Origin of the sequence: Smaragdicoccus niigatensis DSM 44881 = NBRC 103563, from assembly GCF_000380645.1 — a bacterium.
In the GTDB taxonomy this organism is placed as follows: domain Bacteria; phylum Actinomycetota; class Actinomycetes; order Mycobacteriales; family Mycobacteriaceae; genus Smaragdicoccus; species Smaragdicoccus niigatensis.
On record NZ_AQXZ01000017.1, the window covers coordinates 258066 to 278490 of the forward strand.

Annotated in this window: 13 protein-coding genes and 1 pseudogene; 12 read left to right on the forward strand and 2 right to left on the reverse strand. The window is 64.0% G+C overall.

Annotated features, from left to right (window positions below; all coding sequences use genetic code 11):
- Position 1: 1 nt before the first annotated feature.
- Complete coding sequence (locus F600_RS0113940; protein ID WP_018161234.1) at positions 2–808, reverse strand: DUF6498-containing protein; 807 nt, start codon at positions 806–808, stop codon at positions 2–4.
- A 290-nt stretch (positions 809–1098) separates the two neighbouring features.
- Here F600_RS0113940 and F600_RS0113945 point away from each other — a divergent pair, with 290 nt between their 5' ends.
- From F600_RS0113945 to F600_RS28300, 3 genes and pseudogenes are all read left to right on the forward strand, one after another.
- Positions 1099–1872 carry a hypothetical protein gene (locus F600_RS0113945; RefSeq protein WP_018161235.1) on the forward strand — a complete coding sequence of 258 codons (774 nt, stop codon included), beginning with the start codon at positions 1099–1101 and terminating at the stop codon, positions 1870–1872.
- Positions 1873–2524: 652 nt separating this feature from the next.
- Positions 2525–3916, forward strand: a pseudogene (locus tag F600_RS0113950) (DUF7373 family lipoprotein).
- A complete protein-coding gene (locus F600_RS28300) occupies positions 3913–5625 on the forward strand; it encodes a serine/threonine-protein kinase (RefSeq protein WP_018161237.1) in 1713 nt (570 codons plus the stop codon). Before F600_RS0113950 ends, F600_RS28300 begins: the two are co-directional and overlap by 4 nt.
- A 606-nt stretch (positions 5626–6231) precedes the next feature.
- Here the strand turns inward: F600_RS28300 and F600_RS0113965 are convergent.
- The gene (locus tag F600_RS0113965; protein ID WP_162141420.1) at positions 6232–8160 is read right to left on the reverse strand and encodes an FHA domain-containing protein; all 1929 of its coding nucleotides are present in this window, start codon (positions 8158–8160) and stop codon (positions 6232–6234) included.
- Between the two features lie 351 nt (positions 8161–8511).
- On the opposite strand from F600_RS0113965, the gene F600_RS0113970 reads away from it, so the two are divergent.
- The 9 genes from F600_RS0113970 (at position 8512) to proB (ending at position 20314) form a co-directional block, all read left to right on the forward strand.
- A complete protein-coding gene (locus tag F600_RS0113970; protein ID WP_051090821.1) occupies positions 8512–11169 on the forward strand; it encodes a valine--tRNA ligase in 2658 nt (885 codons plus the stop codon).
- Complete coding sequence (gene folC / locus F600_RS0113975) at positions 11166–12563, forward strand: bifunctional tetrahydrofolate synthase/dihydrofolate synthase (RefSeq protein ID WP_018161240.1); 1398 nt, start codon at positions 11166–11168, stop codon at positions 12561–12563. The genes F600_RS0113970 and folC overlap by 4 nt, the downstream gene beginning before the upstream one ends.
- Positions 12560–12982 (forward strand): DUF4233 domain-containing protein, encoded by a 423-nt coding sequence (locus F600_RS0113980; RefSeq protein ID WP_018161241.1) that lies wholly within the window; start codon positions 12560–12562, stop codon positions 12980–12982. The genes folC and F600_RS0113980 overlap by 4 nt, the downstream gene beginning before the upstream one ends.
- A gap of 17 nt (positions 12983–12999) precedes the next feature.
- On the forward strand, positions 13000–13413 hold the full coding sequence (gene ndk / locus F600_RS0113985) for a nucleoside-diphosphate kinase (protein ID WP_018161242.1): 414 nt from the start codon (positions 13000–13002) through the stop codon (positions 13411–13413).
- Positions 13414–13884: 471 nt separating this feature from the next.
- Positions 13885–16836, forward strand: a complete 2952-nt coding sequence (locus tag F600_RS0113990; RefSeq protein ID WP_018161243.1) for a translation initiation factor IF-2 N-terminal domain-containing protein — start codon at positions 13885–13887, stop codon at positions 16834–16836.
- Between the two features lie 201 nt (positions 16837–17037).
- The gene (gene rplU, locus F600_RS0113995) at positions 17038–17349 is read left to right on the forward strand and encodes a 50S ribosomal protein L21 (RefSeq protein ID WP_026306532.1); all 312 of its coding nucleotides are present in this window, start codon (positions 17038–17040) and stop codon (positions 17347–17349) included.
- Positions 17350–17389: 40 nt separating this feature from the next.
- Positions 17390–17650 (forward strand): 50S ribosomal protein L27, encoded by a 261-nt coding sequence (gene rpmA, locus F600_RS0114000; protein ID WP_018161245.1) that lies wholly within the window; start codon positions 17390–17392, stop codon positions 17648–17650.
- A 100-nt stretch (positions 17651–17750) separates the two neighbouring features.
- Entirely contained in the window at positions 17751–19208 is a 1458-nt protein-coding gene (obgE, locus tag F600_RS0114005) for a GTPase ObgE (RefSeq protein WP_018161246.1), read from the forward strand.
- A complete protein-coding gene (gene proB / locus F600_RS0114010; protein WP_018161247.1) occupies positions 19208–20314 on the forward strand; it encodes a glutamate 5-kinase in 1107 nt (368 codons plus the stop codon). Before obgE ends, proB begins: the two co-directional genes overlap by 1 nt.
- Positions 20315–20425 lie beyond the last annotated feature (111 nt).

Sequence of the window (20425 nt, forward strand, 5' to 3'; positions counted from 1 at the left end):
CCTATCGTGTCACTGCGCGATTCCGAGTTCGATCCCACGGTTGCTCGTTGGACATTCGTCGATTTTTGTCTTGCTGCTGATCTTTTGCCCAGAACTCCTCGAACGTCTCGTCCTTGTGCCCCTTGCCGCGCCGGGAGTTCGGGACCTTGTTCATTGCCGAGGACAGCCATTGTGGCGGCTTCGCGGGTTGCCACTGGGGGAGGACGTTGGACAGGTCGTTCATCGTCTTGAGCACGATGAAGACGATGAAGAATCCGCGGGTGGCGTCGGTCCACATGACGACCGCCATCCCGATGATGATCGTCATGTGGACGATGATCACGCGCGCGAGGTTGCGGTCGACAAGGCGTTCCACGTCGGCGAACGACCAGGACCGCAACGTCCGCAGATCGAGAAGGAAATCTCCGAGTAGCAACAGGGTGACGATGCTCGAGCCGACCGCCACGGCGTGCCAGTCGACGGTCACCGTGGGTTCACCCGTGCCCCGGTTCGACAACATGACGAGAATGATGCCGAGGAAGAGTCCGTGGGCCGCGGAGAAAATCAGGCTGACCTGCAGAAAACCACGGACGAACGACCCCTGCGATCCCTTGGTGCCTTGCCGTCCCTGATAACGGAAATGGCCGCGCATCGGTTTCCAGCGCTGTTGAAGTGCGATGCGCCCGGCGATGAAGAACGTCGCCGCGATGTTCTCGAACCAGTAGACCGCCAGCAGTGTGCCCGAGGTCCAGTCGTCCAGGAACCATCCTGTGGCCGGCACGGCGTTGATGCCGACGAAGGTCAGCGCGTGCAGGATCAGCGTGAACATCTGCGCTCCACCTGCGCGTTCGGACGAGGCATGGGACTCATCGTCGCATCCGGCGTCCGCAAAAGGGACGAAGGGTACGGAGGCGTCTCCCGTCGCGTGCGTTAACTGCAAGGTAGCCACGCGCGAATTTAGGGCCAATCGAACCGGAGTGCCGGGACATTTGTCCTACCCGGAATACGGGTTTCTATGAGTGATCATCATCACCAAGCCGCGGCCCGGGTGGCGAGGTTTGCTGTACGTATGCTGGCGTCGAAGGCGCGCAGGGCGCCGGAGGTCGAAGGGTGGTTGGAATGGGTATTCAATGGCGTTCTGCGGCGTCGCTGGCGGTCGCAGCAGCGGCATTGACAGCTGGATGTTCGATCGGCGACGGAGGCGTCGCCAACACGGCTAAGGGGTCGGCCCAGGGGGTTGAAAAATCGACGCCGACCGCAGCTCCGATCAGTGCGACGAAGGAGGCGGTCTTCACTGCACAGCCAGTGAGTGACGGTCCACAGGCGGTCACTGGCAGGATCGCGGTCCGAGTTTGGTGGGGATTGCAGGAGCAAGTGCCGATGCAGGGCATGACAGTCCGCGCAAGCCGTATCTCGCCGTGCGATCCAGAAAAGGGCTATCTGCCGCCGACCGATGCGTTCATCGACAAATTCACGGCCGTGACGGATGTCCAGGGCCGGGCGACATTCACCGGAATCCCGCTCGGGTGCTATTACGTCACCGCCGACGACAACAAGGACTACCAGCTCGCCTCGGGTTCGAACGGAGGTGTGTTCCTCACCAGCTCTCAGCCGAACGCCGAGGCCGGCCTCGAATTCGAGCGCAACACTTCGCGGTGCGACCCCGCCAGCTTCAATATGACGCCGTATTTCAACGCGGCAGTTGTTCAGTACTGCGACGGGCAATGGGCGCTGGTCAACAACGACTCGCCCGGTGACACCGCCCGTCTGCTGCGGTGGAACGAAACGGGCTGGGTCAGCTACGCGGCCTTCCCGACGAACGATTGCCGCTCGAAGGCCGTATCGGACGGAGTTCCGAGCCAATACTTCAGCAGCTTCAACAAGGACTGCTGATCGAAGCGGATGGGAGCCGAGCAGCCGAACTCGGCTCCCATCCAGCGCGTTCGCCGGTAGCATGTAAAGAGAAGGGCGGTCGTATTTCAGTGTCCCTCATCCACTGAAATCCCGCCCTTCGTCATTGCAGTTCAGTGCCACTGCGTCACGCTGAAATCCCGCCCTTCGTCATTGCAGTTCAGTGCCACTGCGTCACGCTGAAATCCCGCCCTTCGTCATGTCTTCCATCCCTAGGGTGGTTCGCCCAAACCCAAGGGTGGGATAACTGCTCACCTTTAGTGGGTATTTCTCGCAGGAATAAGCCCTAGGTCGTGTTTTCCTACACCCGTGCGCTATTCCATACCCTTTTCGCCGCGACGAGAATCGCTTTTTGAAAAGTCAATCTTTTTCAGGAGAAGCGATGATCTTCAGTCAGTCCGCCGGGACGGAGTCCTGGCCACAGCCACCGCCGTTCGGTCCGGTGTGCGTCCCCCGGGGCGCCACCCACCAGTAACAACGTCGCCGCACGACGTGTGGCAGGAATAGCGCGAACGGTTTGACCAGGCGGACTCAGTGTCGATTTTCAACTCAGGCCAATTCGCGGAACCAGAATTATTCAAACCCCTTAGGGAAGTTAGACAGGGGAATGGCCATGAAAATCAAATCAGTTCAGATGGTCGCATCGGCAGCACTTTCAATCGCCCTTCTGGCGGGCTGCTCAGGAAAGGCGATCGACGGGAAACCGATCGCCGCCCACCAACCAAAGCCGGATGTCTCACACCTGGCCACCGGGGCCTACCCGAAGCAGCCTCGAAAACTCGGAAATGTCAGTTCGGTCGACGAAGGCAGGCTCGTCGAAGGAGTCCGGATGTCGGATGCCCTGCCGGACTTGGCGGCGATCGATTCCTCGCTCGTCTACCCGTATATCTGGCAGCCTGAGGGGTCGACGGACATTACTTCGCGGAACATGTCGTACACGAATGACCCGATCGCTCAGCCGGTGCTCGACAAGTACGGAATGGTTGTGGCGTATCTCGCATCGTCGAGCGATTCGCCCGACTTGAAAGTTGACGGCGGGTCGCCGCGGCAGGACTACCGGGTCATGTTTGTGACGCTCGTCCGCTTCCCGGACGCGAAATCAGCCGCTGCCGCGGCACGCGAGATGGATGAGGTCGACTACTCGGTCAGTCCCGACAACGTTCGGGTCTCGATCACCAAGTACCCGGAGGCTCACGGCCACTGGCGGCAATATTCCCCGACCATGGCGGTCACTCTCGCGCACGGCGACTTCGTGATCCACGTACTTATCGGAAATCCCACCACCAACTACGGTGTCCTCACGGGTCTCATCGAGAAGACTTTTGACAGCACGGTTCCAAAGATCGACAGCTTCAAAGCGACGCCGATGCAGGATCTGGGGCGGATACCTCGAGACCCCGACAAGCTTCTCGGCCGCACGCAGTACGAGCCCGGTAGTGAGGGTGAGCCGGAGATCGCGCCCGGATTCCTCGTCCTCGGTCCGAATGTGGCCAAGCAGGCGCAAGACCCCGGAGAGCGGAACGCCAACGTCTTCGGTAAAGCGGGTATCGACCGAATTGCCTTCTCGTCCGACAACGGTTCCTATGTCTTCCGGGCCCGTGACGCCAAGGGTGCATCCACCTACGTCAACGAAAGCATCAAGTCTCGCACCGACATCGACCATCCCATTGCGGCTCCTGTCAGCGTGGCTGGGTCGAAATGCGTCGAGGCAAAGCCAGCTGTGTGGGCTGACGACCCGAACAAGCGCTACGCCTGCTACGTCACTTACGACCGCTTCGTCGGAGTCGTCTATGGCGGCGACGAAGCAGATGTGAAGCTCCGCGCCGCCGCCCAGTACGCCCTGCTCGTCAACGATCTCTGAGCGGTCAAGATGCTTCGCCACGCCCGCACCGAGTGCTACGTCACCTTCGATCGCTACGTCACGACGCTCGCGAGCGCAGACGAAGCGGATGTCAAACAACGTGCAGCCGCCCTACACGCGCTGCTTGTCAACCCAACTATGAGTTCGAGGAGATGGTTCAAATGACTATCGTGCCCGGCTCGGTTTTTGCCGGCTATGTCGTTGAACGTCGACTGGGGACCGGTGGGATGGGTTCGGTCTACGCCGCACGCCACCCACGCCTCCCGCGACGAGTTGCCCTGAAGCTTCTGTCGGAAGGGCTTGGCAGTCGAGCGGAGTTCCGCGCACGTTTCGAGCGTGAGGCCGAACTCGCCGCTCGTCTGGATCATCCGAATGTCGTCGCGGTGTATGACCGTGGCATCGAGGACGACCACCCGTGGATTGCGATGCAACTCGTCGATGGAATGGACGTCGACCAGCTCCTCCAATCGTCGCCGCTGGCGCTTCCACCGGCGAGGGCGGTGTTCATTCTCAGCGAGGCTGCGAAGGGGCTCGATCACGCTCACCGCCACGGGTTGCTACATCGCGACATCAAGCCGGCCAACATCCTCGTTGCGGAGGAGGTGGATGACGAGGACAAGGTACTGGTTACCGACTTCGGGATTGCTCGTGCGCTCGACCAGACCGTTGATCTGACCAGCGCCGGTTCGTCTCCGTCGACGCTGCCCTTCGCCTCGCCGGAGCAGATCGAGGGGAAGACGCTGGATCACCGCAGCGACATCTATTCGCTGGGATGCACGCTCTACGTCATGCTCACGGGACGACGCCCGTTCCCCCGGGAATCGGCCCTGGCCGTGATGAATGCCCATCTGTGGGAGCCGGTGCCTCGCCCGACGCTGGTCAACCCCGGCCTCCCGGCAGCGATCGATGCGGTCATCGCGAAGGCGATGGCGAAGAATCCGGCAGACCGCTATGCAACCTGCCGACAGCTCGCTGCAGCCGCCGCCGAGGCCCTCGACGCCCAGCCGGCATTGCGATCCGGCCCGGTACTGGTTGGCGGGACAGGACTACCGTCCGATCCGTCAAATCCGACCTATCGACCGTCGGACCCGGCAGCGCCGACGTACCTCAATGCGCGTCCGTACGGTCCGCCGCCGGCATTCGATCCGACCGCGCGCCGATCGGACCCCAGTCAACCCACGCCCAGTGCATTCGCACTTGCCCACACCATCATTCCGCCGCGGAAAGCTGCGCCGAAGGGAAAGCGGAAGTGGGGAATCCTCGCCGCCGCCGGAGTGACTGTGGGTGCGCTCGTGACAGGTATGGGCGTCCTGTTGACCGGCCACACGACGACTGCGCAGACGGGCAAATCAGTTCCAGCTGCGGCCACACCAACATCAGTGAAACCGGAAGCGCCCGCGTGGGGCCCCTTCGACTTCATGGTCAAAGCGTTGCCGGGCTTGATGCCGGTGTCGCCGGATGCGACGAACTACGCAGGGCACAAGTGCGTGCCCATCGACCGCAATTTCGACGAAACCAACAACTACACAACCGTCGGTCCCATCGGCAGACTCCGCTGTGGCGAACAGACGAACACCAGTGACGAGACGTGGTACGTCATCGCCTGCAACGCAGACAAGACGCCGTGGGCCGACTTGTACTTCGGTGAGGGTGTCGCAGATGTGCAGACAGGAGAGTGGAAGAGCGACGGACAATCGGGTTCGGTCAGCGTTGCAACGTACTCCGCTGCCAACCGCGGAATAGTCGGGTTGACGTTCGACAACCCGAGTCGTAACTTCTGCCAGGTCTGGGTCTACGGCGGCCCGAATACCACGGGCACCCAGGTCTATGACATCTGGTTCCCGACGGCGCCGTTGGGGGATTCTCGAAGTTGATTCGCCACCGAGGAGGACTCCCCGGTCGAAATGCGAACTGCTCCCCGGAAGTTGGACTCGAAACTCGAGTTCCTTCTGCCGGGGAGTATTTCTATGCGTGCACGAAGTTCAGTGACCGAAGCCCAGCGCCGGGCGGCAGTAGCGTTGTTTGAGCAGGACTGGTCATCAAAGGCCGTGGCAAATCGTTTGGGCGTGAGCCGGCCCGCGGCCGCTACGGGCACCGGCGTATCCACACGGTCCTGGTTAGCCGTGGGGGCGGCTGGCGAAGAACACCGTGCTCAAGCTGATGCGATTGCTCGGACTCAAATGCAAGGTCCTTCGTTGCCGCCGATATGACTCGTTCACGATGACAGCTACCTCGCTCGAAGCGGCGATCACCGGCGCCGAACCCGTAGCTGGTCTGATCGTTGCATTCTGACCAGGGGTTTCAGTACCAGCACCGTTCCTGGCGCAGGATCCTCGAAGAGAGGTTCGATGCGTTCGAAGACCTCATCGTCGCCGGTGACGAGTGCATCGCCTCGTACGACACCACACGCATCTCCACAAAGCTCGATGGCCTGGGTCCGGTTCATCACCGGGCCCAGGCCCTCTCGATTGCTTCTGTGGTTATGACGCCGAATTCGACGAGTCACCCTCCAGCGTGACCGGGTTCGTCGCCATCACCTCGGCGCGCGGCCCCACGGCGAAGTAGGCCTCGAGGTCGGTGACACCGGCCGGAACGGTGATGGAGACGACAACGCACGCCGAACTTGTGCCCTTGGACCACTTGGTCTCGTCGGTGCCGAGAACCTGCGCTTGACCGCCTACCAGTCCGTCGATCTCGACTGCGGTCGGCATGTCGTTCGGGATTCTCTCGACCTGGAACTCGGCATAGATACGGCTGCCCGGCTTGACTCCCGTCAGGCTGCTCGCGCCGTTGCAGTTTGCATTTCCATCGAGGGACCATCCGCCTGCTTTTACGCTCGGGAGAGTGCGTAGTGCGGGCGACGTGTAGGACGTGTCCCCGCCGGCGCGGGCGATTCGGATGACTTCCGAGGCCATGGAGATCGGGCGGATCATTGACGAGTTGAAGGTTGCAACCGATCCCTGCCGGCCTGGCCGGACTGCCGAGTTGATGCCGATGAGCTGGCCGTCGGCGTTGATCGACCCACCACCAGAGTTTCCGGAGGCAATCCGGACGTCGCTGTCGATCCAAGCCCGAGGTGTCTTCGTCAGCGGGTCGGACTGCAGGGTGGAAACGGATCCGCGGGTGACGGTCAGCGGGCTTTCAACCGTCGACGGGTCATCGTCGCTAAGACCGGGGTAGCCGAGCGCGGTGATGGGATCGCCGGTGTTGAGCTTCGAACTGTCGCCGATCGGAATCGGCACCGGGATCTCACCCGGCTTGACCGCTGAGCCGTCGACATGACCGGTGATCTTCATGACCGCTACATCGAGGTAGCCGTCCGACACGATTGTTGTCGCCTTGAAGGTGGGCACCGAGGGGCGGTCGTCGGACTGACGAAGAGCGATCCGGAATTCGGCCGCTTTCAAGTCGATCTGCTCCCGTGAACCTGGCACGTTGGGCGCCGCGACATGCGCATTCGTGAGAATGAGCCCACTGGAATCAATGATCGATCCGGAACCATGCCACAGCGGCACACCGTTGGCGTCGTAGGCAATGACCTCGACGGTCGCCTTCTTCGCGGTCTCGAGTAGCGCTGCAGCGGACACGGTTTGTGGCTTGTGGCTGTCCTTGTACAACACGAACCCGCCGGCACCACCGATTCCGACGAGAGCCGCCGTCATCAGCGCCATGCCGATCTTCACGCCGTGGCTGGTCCGCCGGTTCTTGCGCTTGCGGGTGGCGACCTCCTTCTGCGCGACGGCGGTCGCAACCATGGACGCGAGTTCAACGCGGTAGCCACCGGTGGGATGGCCGAGGTAGATCTCGGTCCGGCCGGTCAGCTTGACCGATTGGACCTCGTTGCCATCGATGTATGACCCAGAGCTCGATTGGTTGACGAACCACCAGCCGTCGGGACGCGATTCGACGACCGCGTGGGCCCGAGAAACGACCGGGTTGCTGGTCACGATGTCGGAACCCGGGTCGCGACCGATCCGGACCGGACGCCCAGCCTGGAAGAGGTGGTCTCCACTCTTGGTGCTCACCAACAGCGGGACGCCGAACATGGGTAGCTGACCAGTGAACGTCTTTTCCAGGTCAGGTTCGGTCGGTGGGTTGATCGGAAAAACGGCGTCGACATCCGGCAGGACAGTGATCGTGGCATCGACCCCGTGCTCCGGCGGACCGAACCGGACCCTCGTCGCCGGGCCGAGAACGGCCTGTGCGATCGGCTGCTCGTCGATCCACGTGCCGTTCGGTCCGCCGAGGTCGCGAAGAGTCCACCCGTCGGGTGACTTCACCAACTCCGCGTGGGTTCGGGAAACCAAGGCACTGTTCAGAACGACCTCGGAATCGAGATTGCGACCTAAGCGAACCGGACGCCCGCCGTCGAAATTCAGGACTTGACCGCCGGTCTCGACGCGAATCATGGCCATCACCCTCCAATAACTCGAGTGGTTGGCACCGATCGGCCGGCATATTTCTCCGACTTGTCAATCGATACTCAGATGACGCTAGGAGAGTCCGTGACCAGGAGAAACCCACTCTTGGGTGACAAAACCACCACCTTGAAAAACGGTGCGTGCGGAATTGAGGGTGGATGAAATTCCCACCCGGGGTGTCTGGCGATGAAATCGCATTCCACCAGAATTGCAACTGACCAATCATTGTTCGCACTGGGAGCCCTCGATGGCCGCACTCGTCTCCTGGCCACGTGTTCGGAGATGACTTCTGACCTGGGTGCTCACTCCACTGCGACAATCGCGAGTTCTTGTCGCTCTATGCCGCACCCTAGAATCTCTGTCGTGACGCGTGAACTACCCAAAGCCTGGATTCCGGCTGACCGTGAGAACGAGATTTATCAGCGCTGGGTCAATGCTGGCTACTTCACCGCCGACGTCACCAGTGACAAGCCTCCGTTCTCGATCGTGCTGCCGCCGCCGAACGTGACCGGCAGCCTGCACATGGGACACGCTCTCGAGCACGCCGTGATGGATGCGCTCGTTCGCCGTAAGCGCATGCAGGGCTTCGAGACGCTGTGGCTTCCGGGCACCGACCACGCGGGTATCGCGACCCAGACGTTGGTCGAGAAGCAGATCGCCATCGACGGCAAGTCGAAGGAAGACTTCGGCCGCGAGCTCTTCATCGACAAGGTGTGGGACTTCAAGCGCGAGTCGGAAGGCTCGATCAAGGGCCAGATGGCTCGGCTCGGCGACTCGGTCGACTGGACCCGCGATCGTTTCACCATGGACGAAGGCCTCTCGCAGGCCGTTCAGACGATCTTCAAGCGCCTCTACGACGCCGGCCTCATCTACCGCGCCGAGCGCCTGGTGAACTGGTCACCGGTGCTGCAGACCGCGATCTCGGACATCGAGGTCAAATATGCAGACGTCGACGGCGAGCTGGTCTCGCTGCGCTACGGCTCGCTCAACGACAATGAACCGCACGTCATCGTCGCCACGACCCGTGTCGAGACGATGCTTGGTGACACGGCGGTCGCGGTGCACCCGGACGACGCGCGCTACGCGGCGCTGATCGGCACGACTCTCGAGCACCCGATCACCGGGCGCCAGATCCCGATCGTCGCCGACGACTACGTCGACCCCAAGTTCGGAACCGGTGCTGTGAAGATCACGCCGGCCCACGACCCGAACGACTTCGAACTCGGCCTGCGGCACAACCTGCCGATGCCGAACATCATGGACACCAAGGGCCGAATCGTCGATACCGGCACTGAGTTCGACGGCATGGACCGCTTCGAGGCTCGCGTGAAGGTCCGTGAGCGCCTCGCCGCCGAGGGCCGCGTGGTCGCCGAGAAGCGTCCGTACCAGCACAGCGTCGGTCACTCCGAGCGCACCGGTGAGCCGATCGAGCCGCGCCTGAGCCTGCAGTGGTGGGTCAAGGTCGAGCAGCTTTCGAAGGCCGCCGGTGATGCCGTTCGCAACGGCGACACCGTCATTCACCCCGCCTCGCTCGAGCCGCGCTGGTTCGGGTGGGTCGACAACATGCACGACTGGTGCATTTCGCGTCAACTGTGGTGGGGCCACCGCATTCCGGTCTGGTACGGCCCGAACGGTGAGGTCGAATGCTTCGGACCGGGGGAGACCGCGCCCGCGGGCTGGACGCAGGACACCGACGTTCTCGACACCTGGTTCTCCTCGGGGCTGTGGCCGTTCTCGACGATGGGCTGGCCCGACAAGACTCCGGAACTCGAAAAGTTCTACCCGACAAGCGTTCTCGTCACCGGCTACGACATCCTGTTCTTCTGGGTCGCCCGCATGATGATGTTCGGAACGTTCGTTGCGTCCTCCGAGGCCGACAGTCCCGGAGCAGTTCCGTTCAAGGACGTGTTCCTCCACGGTCTGCTGCGTGACGAGCACGGCAAGAAGATGTCGAAGTCGCGCGGTAATGGCATCGACCCGCTCGACTGGGTCGACGAGTATGGCGCCGACGCGACGCGATTCACCCTCGCTCGGGGGGCGAATCCGGGCGCGGACCTGTCGGTCGGCACCCCGCACATCACCGCGTCGCGCAGCTTCGTCACGAAGGTGTTCAACGCATCGAAGTTCGCCATGATGAATGGCGCACGGGTCGGTGAGCTTCCGGCCGAGTTGACCGACGCCGACAAGTGGATCCTCGGTCGTCTCGAGGAGACGATCGCTGAGGTCGACGAGGCTTTCGAGTCCTACAACCTCTCCAAGGCGTGTGAGGCGCTGTACCACTTCACGTGGGACGAGGTGTGCGACTGGTACCTCGAATTGGCGAAGGTGCAGTTTGGCGCCCCGGGAGCGGAGCCTGCGGAGCGACCCGACGACGCCGTAGCGGACAACACCCGCGTCGTGCTCGGCAACGTCCTCGACAAGCTTCTTCGACTTCTGCACCCGTTCCTACCGTTCGTCACCGAGGACCTGTGGACCGCGCTGACCGGCGGTGACACGCTGGTCACCAGCGAATGGCCGACCACGACCGGATTCGACGCCGGTGCGGCGACGCAGAACATCGAGAACTTCCAGAAGCTCATCACTGAGCTGCGTCGATTCCGCAGCGACCAGGGGCTCAAGGACTCTCAGAAGGTCGCCGCGCGCATTACCGGCTTGGGCACCGAGCAGTTGCCGCCGCCGATCGCCGCTCTGGCACGCCTCACCGATGCCACTGACACGTTTGCCGCGACTGCATCGCTCGAGATCCGCCTCAGCTTCGGCACGGTGACCGCAGAGATCGACACGTCCGGCACGGTCGACCTCGTCGCCGAACGCAAGCGTCTCGAGAAGGACCTTGCGGTGGCCGAGAAGGACCTCGCGCAGACGACGGCCAAGCTCGGCAACCCGGAGTTCCTCTCCAAGGCGCCGGATGCCGTCATCGAGAAGATCAAGGCCCGCAAGCAGGTCGCCGAAGAAGAAGTCGTCCGCATCAACGAGCGTCTGAACGGTCTTAAGTGAGCGCGCCGAGTCCGGTTGAACTGGCCGAGTTCGCGCTGGTCGAGGCGGACCTCGACAAGCGTTGGCCCGAGACGAAGATCGAGCCGAGCAAGGCCCGCATCATCGCCCTGCTCGACATGCTCGGTTCGCCGCAGTCGGGCTACCCGGCGATTCAGATCGCGGGAACCAATGGCAAGACGTCGGTGGCCCGGTTCATCGACTCGCTGCTGACGGCCTTCAGTCGGCGCACCGGTCGGACGACGAGTCCGCATCTGCAGGTCGCGACCGAGCGCATCAGCGTGGACGGGGCGCCGATCACGCTGCGTCAGTACGTCGACGCGTATCGCGAGATCCTCCCGTTCGTCGAGCTCGTGGACCAGAAGTCGGCCGCTGCGGGTGGCCCGGCGATGAGCAAGTTCGAGGTGCTCACGGCGATGGCTTACACCGTCTTCGCCGAGGCGCCGATCGACGTCGCGGTGGTCGAGACGGGGCTCGGCGGGACCTGGGATGCCACGAACGTCGTCGAGGGTCAGGTCGCGGTCATCACTCCGATCGGTCTCGACCACGTCGGAATCCTGGGCAACGACCTCGCGACGATCGCGGGGGAGAAGGCCGGAATCATCAACCCCATGCGCGAGCGCCTGGTCGCGCACGACCCGGTGGCCGTCATCGCCGAGCAGGACCCGGAAGCGATGGAGGTGCTGCTCCGCCGCGCGGTCGAGGTCGACGCAGCCGTCGCGCGTGCCGGTGCGGAGTTCAAGCTGCTTGAACGACGCGTCGCCATTGGTGGTCAGGTCGTGACGATTCAAGGCCTCGGCGGCGTCTATGAAGACCTGTTCATGCCGGTTCACGGCGAGCATCAGGCACAGAACGCCGCGCTCGCGCTCGCTGCCGTGGAGGCGTTCTTTGGCGCCGGTCGCGATCGGCAGCTCGACAAAGATCTGGTTCGATCGGCCTTCGAATCGTTCGCGTCTCCCGGCCGGTTGGAACGCGTCCGCACCGCACCTTCGGTTTTCCTCGACGCGGCGCACAATCCGCACGGGGCGCGTGCTCTCGCGAAGACGCTGGCCGACAGCTTCAGCTTCCGCAAAGTCGTCGGCGTCGTTGGGGTCATGGGCGACAAGGACGCGGACGGCATCCTCGAGGCCCTCGAGCCGGTATTCGACGAGCTCGTCGTCACGCAGAACAGCTCTCCGCGCGCAATGGACGCCGATGACCTGCTGAACAAGGCGGTCGCGCGGTTCGGCGACGAACGCGTCACGATGGTGCCGAACCTCGCGGACGCACTCGAACGAGCCATCATCCTTGCCGAGGAAGGCGACGACGAGGCCCCCGGCGGGTCCGGAGTAGTCGTCACCGGCTCGGTCGTGACGGCCGGGGAAGCACGCACGTTGTTCGGAAAGGACCCGGCGTGAGTGAGGGAGCCCAGAGCGAGCGCAATGACGGGAAGGCAGCAGCCGTCGCCCCGGCGCCCGTCGACCCGTGGCGGGGTTTCCGCGGGATCTGCGCAGCGACGCTGATCCTCGAGGTCATCGTCGTGCTGCTCGCGATTCCGGTGCTCAGTTACTTCGGCCGGGGACCCTCGTGGGTGTTCGGCCTGTACATCGGCGGTCTCACGGTCGCTCTGATCCTCGGCGCCGGTCTCCAGCGGCGTAGCTGGGCGATGAAATACAACGTAACTCTGCAGGTACTGATGGTTGCCGGGTTCGTCTTTCACTGGACGTTGGGCGTTATGGGCGTCGTCTTCTTGCTGGTCTGGGCGTTCATCATTCGGGTGCGCACGATCGTCGCTCAGCGCTTCGCGGAAGGCACGCTTACCAGTCAACACGGTTGACCCGTTACGCTTTTCCAGTGACTGAGCGGACACTGGTACTGATCAAGCCGGACGGCGTGGCCCGGGGCCACATTGGCGACATCATCGCGCGCATCGAGCGCAAGGGGCTGAAGTTTGCTGCCCTGGATTTGCGGGACGTTTCGGCAGACCTCGCGGGTGAGCATTACGCCGAGCACAAGGAGCGTCCGTTCTACGGCTCGCTCATCGACTTCATCACCTCGGGCCCGGTCGTGGCCGCGGTCATCGAGGGCCCTCGTGCGGTCGCGGCGTTCCGTCAGCTCGCCGGCGGCACTGACCCCGTCGGTGCGGCCACCCCTGGCACGATCCGTGGCGATTTCGCCCTCGAGGTCGAGCAGAACCTCGTGCACGGTTCGGACTCCCCGGAGTCGGCCGCGCGTGAGATCGCGCTCTGGTTCCCAGGTCTCGCGTAATTCCGTCCGCAATTCTGTTCAAGGCCCGGTGATCTTGGTGATCACCGGGCCTTTGTCTTTCCGTCCGGGTTGTGAACAATCTGTGATGCCAATGGCCGGTGACGCGCTACCCGTGTGGGATACTGAGACCCGGTTGTCATTCCCGCCCAGCGCTTGAGTCGGCATCGTTACGGATCTGACGAAGTTCAGGCCGGGCAACGGCAACCGAATGGACTAGCAAAGGTCAGGGCCTCATCTTGGTCTTGGGCGATCATCGCGGGAACCCGCTGGATGATCGTGCATACCGCAGCTTCGCAGCTAGTTCGTTCGAGACCGCACAAACCGGGGCGCCCGCCGGGCGCCTTGCACACAGTGAGCACCCTCGCGTGGCCGCGTCGACTTCCCAACCTGGGGAGACGCGCCCGGGGGTAGCGAGGAGACTACGTGGCTGACGAACAGCTGCACGACACAACTGAATCTGCTTCTCCGGTGATGGACAAACCGGCAACCGAGGACCCAGTTCTCGGTTCTGACGTGTCCCAGCCGATCGAGCTTCCGGAGCGGATCAGAGTGCATGCATTAGCAAAACTTCTCGGTGTCACCAGCAAGAAGTTGCTGGGACGCCTCGGCGAGCTCGGTGCGGACGCGAAGAGCGCGCAATCGAGCGTCGATCGGGCGGTTGCGGTGAACGCCGCCGAATCGTTCGGTGTTCCGGTCGGGGACGGGGCACCGGCTCCTGCGGAGTCACCGGCACCAGCCGCTGAGCCCGCCGCGACCGAAACGCCCGTCTACCAGACGCTGTTCACCAGCCCGGTTGCCGAGACTGCGCCCGTTGTCATCGAAGCGCCGGCCGAGGTCGGCGTCCCGGTGTTCATGTCGCCGGACAAGGAGTCGACCCCACCGCCGCGTCCCCCGCGGAAGAGGGCCGCTCCGAAGGCGGCCCAGAAGGTCGAGGTCGTGACCGAAACCGTCGTCGAGACGGCTGCCGAAGCCTCGACCGCCGAGGCTCCGACCACCGAGGCTCCCGAAGGCGACGAACAAGCGTCCGACGAAGGCGCTGGCGGCGAGAACCAGCAGGGACCGGGCGGTGCGAACCGTCGCCGTCGCCGTGGTCGGCGTGGACGTGGTCGCGGCCGTGGTGGCGAGAACGCTGCCGACGGCGAGAACGGCTCCGACGAGGGCGAAAGCGACGAGGCCGAGTCGGCCGAGGCGCCGGCTATCGACGACGCTGAGACCGCCGAGGGCGAGGCCGCGGACAGCTCCGAGAGTGCCGACGGCGCTGATGATGGCGGGGATGACTCCGACGAGACGAACCCGAACCGTCGCCGGCGTCGTCGCCGTCGTCGTAAGGGCACCGGCGAGGGTGGCGCGGAAGAGGCGACGACCGAGGATGACCCGCCGAACACGGTCGTCCACGAGCGCGAACCGCGTAACAACGAGCCACGCAACAAGCAGCGTGCCCGCGACGAGGTTCAGGGCATTTCCGGTTCGACCCGTCTCGAGGCGAAGCGTCAGCGTCGCCGCGACGGACGCGAGGCCGGCCGTCGCCGTCCGCCGATCCTGAGCGAAGCCGAGTTCCTGGCGCGCCGCGAAGCGGTCGACCGGGTGATGGTCGTACGTGAAAAGGCGTTCCCGGGCCACCCGGCGACCACTCAGGTGGCTGTCCTCGAGGACAAGATCCTCGTCGAGCACTTCATCACCAACACCTCGACCGCGTCGATGGTCGGCAATGTCTACCTCGGCAAGGTGCAGAACGTGCTGCCGAGCATGGAGGCCGCGTTCGTCGACATCGGCAAGGGGCGCAACGGCGTTCTCTACGCCGGTGAGGTGAACTGGGAAGCCGCCGGTCTCGGTGGCAGGGAGCGCAAGATCGAGCAGGCGCTCAAGCCGGGCGACAAGGTGCTCGTCCAGGTCAGCAAGGACCCGGTCGGTCACAAGGGCGCACGTCTGACCACCCAGATCAGCTTCGCCGGTCGCTTCCTGGTCTACGTTCCGGGCGGTTCGTCGACCGGTATCAGCCGCAAGCTGCCCGATACCGAGCGCAAGCGTCTCAAGGAGATCCTGCGCGACGTTCTGCCGGACGACGCGGGTGTCATCATCCGTACCGCGTCCGAGGGCGTCAGCGCCGAGGAACTCGCGGGCGACGTGGCGCGTCTGCAGGAGCAGTGGCGCAAGATCGAGGAGCAGGTCGAGGCTGCGTCGGACAACCAGCTGCCGGCGACCCTTTATGAAGAGCCTGATCTCCTCGTCAAGGTCATCCGCGACCTGTTCAACGAGGACTTCTCCAAGCTCGTCATCGAGGGTGACAAGTCCTGGAAGACCATCGAGACGTACGTCTCGAAGGTCGCGCCGGACCTGATGCCGCGTCTTGAGCGCTATGAGGCGACCAGCAACGTCGACGTCTTCAACGCGCATCGAATCGATGAGCAGCTGAACAAGGCGCTCGACCGCAAGGTGTGGCTGCCGTCCGGTGGAACGCTCGTCATCGACCGCACCGAGGCGATGACCGTCGTCGACGTCAACACCGGAAAATTCACCGGTACCGGCGGAAACCTCGAGGAGACGGTCACCCGCAACAACATCGAAGCGGCCGAAGAGATCGTTCGCCAGATGCGCCTGCGCGACATCGGCGGCATCATCATCGTGGACTTCATCGACATGGTTCTCGAGTCGAACCGCGACCTCGTGCTGCGGCGTCTCACCGAGTGCCTGGCCCGCGACCGTACTCGTCACCAGGTATCCGAAGTGACCTCGCTCGGACTCGTCCAGATGACGCGCAAGAAGCTGGGTACTGGCCTGGTCGAAGCCTTCTCGACGACGTGCGAGCACTGCCATGGCCGCGGAATCGTCGTCTCCGACATTCCGGTCGAGGTCGCCGGCGCGGAATCGAAGGGTGACCGCGAGCAGCAGCCCCGCCGCAAGCGCAGCCGCGACCGTGCACCGCAGACCGAAACGGTGACCGAGCACGGCTTGGATGTCGATCCGTCGGTCAAGCGGGCGCACCCCGTGGCTCTTGCCATGGCCGCGCATCACCACGAGCACGACGGCGAGCATCCCGAAGAAACTTCGGTCGCTGAGGTTGGCGCCCCGGTGGAACCGGAAGCTGTCGTCGTCGACGAGCCTGCGGTTGAGGTTCGTCCGGAGCCCGAGGCGACTCCAGAGCCGGTGGTTGAGGCTGAGACTGCACCCGTGGTCGAACCCGAGCCGGCTGCGGCCGACGAGGCTCCGACCGCACCACGTGCCCGGACTCGTCGCCGCGTGCAGCGGGTGACGGCGTCTCCGGAATCGACGGAAGTGGGCGAAGGTTTCACCTTCAGCGCTCCGGCTGGTGAACCGGTTGCGGCGCAGTCGGTTGCCGTTGTGGTGCCGCAGATCGCGGCACCGCCGCGCGAGCGTCCACGCCGCCGGACGGCGGGAAGGCCGGCGGGGCCGCCGCAGGATTAGAGCGGCTCTGACGAACCGCTCAGGCTCAGTTTGATTTTGGCCGGGCGGTTCAACTAACCTTGGTTAGTCGCTGAACAGGCGCCGTTTTGGCTGCCCAGCAAGCTGAATTTCAGCAAACAACAGACCATTCGCGTGGTGATGCTGCGCGAGCGCGGTTAGAGGTCGTCCTCTAACTCATGAGAAGTGGAGGGTGACCGGCCGATGGCAACGTACGCAATCGTCAAGACCGGCGGAAAGCAGTACAAGGTCGCGGTCGGTGACCTCGTCAAGGTCGAGAAGTTCGACAACGCAGTTGGTACTGAGGTCGCTCTGACCCCCGTCCTGCTCGTTGACGGCGCGACCCTGACGACTGATGCTGACAAGCTGGCCAAGGTTTCCGTCAAGGCTGAAATCGTCGAGCACACCAAGGGCCCGAAGATCCGCATCCTCAAGTACAAGAACAAGACCGGCTACAAGAAGCGCCAGGGTCACCGTCAGAAGCTGACGGTGCTCAAGGTCACCGGCATCGCCTGAGCTAACCGCCCAAGCTTTTATCGTTTAGGAGTAACGAGAGATGGCACACAAGAAGGGTGCGTCGAGCTCGCGCAACGGTCGTGACTCGAACGCACAGCGACTCGGAGTGAAGCGCTTCGGCGGTCAGTCGGTCAAGGCCGGCGAGATCCTCGTCCGTCAGCGTGGAACTCACTTCCACCCGGGTGTGAACGTCGGCCGTGGCGGCGACGACACCCTGTTCGCGCTCGCAGCGGGTGCGGTCCTGTTCGGCACCAAGCGTGGCCGCAAGACCGTCAACATCGTTGTGCCGGCTGAGGCCTAAGCGTCAACAACCTTCACATCGGGCGGGCCAGGGTTACAGACCCGGCCCGCCTGCTGTGTTTTCATCACTAGTTCGCACATCGCGAGAAGGAGCGTCAGACGTGGCAAAATTCGTCGATCGCGTTGTGCTGCACGTGACCGCTGGACGCGGCGGAAACGGGTGTTCGTCCATTCACCGAGAGAAGTTCAAGCCTCTCGGTGGCCCCGACGGCGGTAACGGCGGTAGCGGCGGCTCGGTCATCCTGGTCGTCGACGATCAGGTGCACACGCTGCTGGACTTTCACTTCCACCCGCACGCCAAGGGCGGCAACGGAAAGCAGGGCGCGGGCAGTAACCGCGATGGTGCCAAGGGTGAGGACCTCGTTCTCAAGGTTCCGGACGGCACTGTGGTGCTGGACCAGAACGGTGAGGTTCTCGCGGACCTGGTCGGCGTAGGTACCACGTTTGCGGCTGCTGCCGGTGGTCGCGGTGGGCTCGGCAACGCTCAGCTTGCCTCGAAGTCACGCAAGGCTCCGGGATTCGCGCTCCTCGGTGAAGAGGGGGAGGAGCGCGATCTCGTTCTCGAGCTGAAGTCCGTCGCCGACGTCGGACTCGTGGGCTTCCCGTCCGCGGGCAAGTCGTCGCTGGTCTCCGTGCTCTCTGCGGCGAAGCCGAAGATCGCTGACTATCCCTTCACGACCCTCACGCCGAACCTGGGCGTGGTGTCGGCGGGCGACTCGACGTTCGTGGTCGCCGACGTGCCTGGCCTCATTCCCGGTGCCAGCCAGGGCAAAGGCCTCGGACTCGAATTCCTCCGTCACCTCGAGCGCTGTGCGGTTCTCGCGCACGTCGTCGACTGTGCGACGCTGGAGCCGGGTCGGGACCCGATCTCCGATATCGACGCCTTGGAGAAGGAACTCGCGGAGTACGAGCCTGCGCTCGCGGCGGATTCGGGCCTCGGTGACCTGGCAGATCGCCCGCGCATTGTCATCCTCAACAAGATCGACATCCCGGACGCCGCCGACATGGCCGCCTTCATCAAGGCGGAGATCGCCCAGCGTGGGTGGCCGGTCTACGAGATCTCCGCGGTGAGCCGGGAAGGCTTGCGGCCCTTGACGTTCGCCCTTGCCGCCATGGTCAAGGAGTTCCGCGAGGCGCACCCGAAGTCAGCTCCCGCACGTCAGATCATCCGACCGGTTGCGATCGACGACTCGGGCTTCACCGTCGAGAGCGATCCGGACATCGACGGCGGCTTCATCATCCGCGGTATCCGGCCGGAGCGTTGGGTCAAGCAGACCGACTTCGAGAACGACGAAGCAGTCGGCTACCTGGCCGACCGTCTGGCCCGCCTCGGGGTCGAGGACAAGCTGCAGAAGCTCGGTGCCGAGCCGGGCTGTGCCGTCACGATCGGCGACATGACGTTCGACTGGGAGCCGATGATCGGCGCCGGCGTCGACATGCCGATGACTGGTCGTGGAACTGACCTCCGCATGGAGCAGACTGATCGCGTGGGTGCTGCAGAGCGCAAGTTGGCGTCGCGGATTCGCCGCGGGTTGGTCGACCCGGACGAACTGGACTGATGGTCAGTTCGCAAGCGCGCCAGGCGATTGCCAAGGCGCGCCGGGTTGTCGTAAAGGTCGGCTCCGCGTCGATCACGTCGCTCTCTGGCGGACTCGACCGAGATCGGTTGGACACCCTGGCCGATGCCGTCGAGGCACGGATGCGTGCTGGCTCCGATGTCGTCGTGGTGTCCTCTGGTGCGGTTTCCGCTGGTCTGGCTCCGCTGGGCCTGACGCGGCGGCCCAAGGATCTGGCGACGAAGCAGGCCGCGGCGAGCGTTGGGCAGTTGGCCCTCGCGCACGCGTGGGGGACGTCGTTCGGCCGGTACGGCCGCACGGTCGGTCAGGTCCTGCTGAGCGCGGACGACTTCGCCCGCCGGGAGAACCACCGCAATGCCCAGCGCACGCTCGACCGTCTGCGTTCGCTCCATGCCGTGGCCGTGGTCAACGAGAACGACACAGTCGCGACCGAGGAAATCCGGTTCGGCGATAACGACCGACTGGCTGCGCTCGTGGCGCACCTGGTCGGTGCGGACGCACTGATCCTGCTCTCGGACGTCGAGGGACTGTACGACTCGGACCCTCGACGCGGTGACGCGACCCTCATCCGCGAAGTCTCGGTGCACGCGGCCCTCGACGAAGTGCAGGCCGGCGACGGCGGCACCCTGGGCACGGGCGGGATGGCCTCGAAACTGTCCGCTGCGCGCCTGGCCGCCGATGCCGGGGTTCCGGTACTGCTCGCCGCCGCCACCCGGGCTGCGGACGCTCTGGGTGACGGACTCGTGGGGACGGCGTTCGAGGCGCGGCCCGTTCGACTCTCGGCGCGGAAGTTCTGGGTTCGGCATGCGGCCGACGCGCGCGGCGCACTGTTGCTCGATGCGGGAGCGGTCGCCGCGGTGTCGCAGCGCCGGCGTTCGCTCCTGGCCGCGGGAGTCGTCGGAGTGCGTGGAACGTTCCATGGCGGTGACGTCGTATCGCTGGTCGGCCCGGACGAACGGACGGTCGCGCGGGGCGTCGTTGCGTACGACCGCACGGAACTCGAGGGGATGCTGGGCCGCTCGACGGCGGAACTGCCATCGGAGCTGCAGCGCCCGGTCGTGCATGCGGACGATCTCGTCGCCTTGTGAAATTTGAGTGGCTTTGCCGCTTTTGACATTTCAGTTCGATTGCTGACCAATCACGACATGATCGGGTCGCGCGCCTTCGCGGATTAGCCGGACGGCGAATTCTTACGCTCA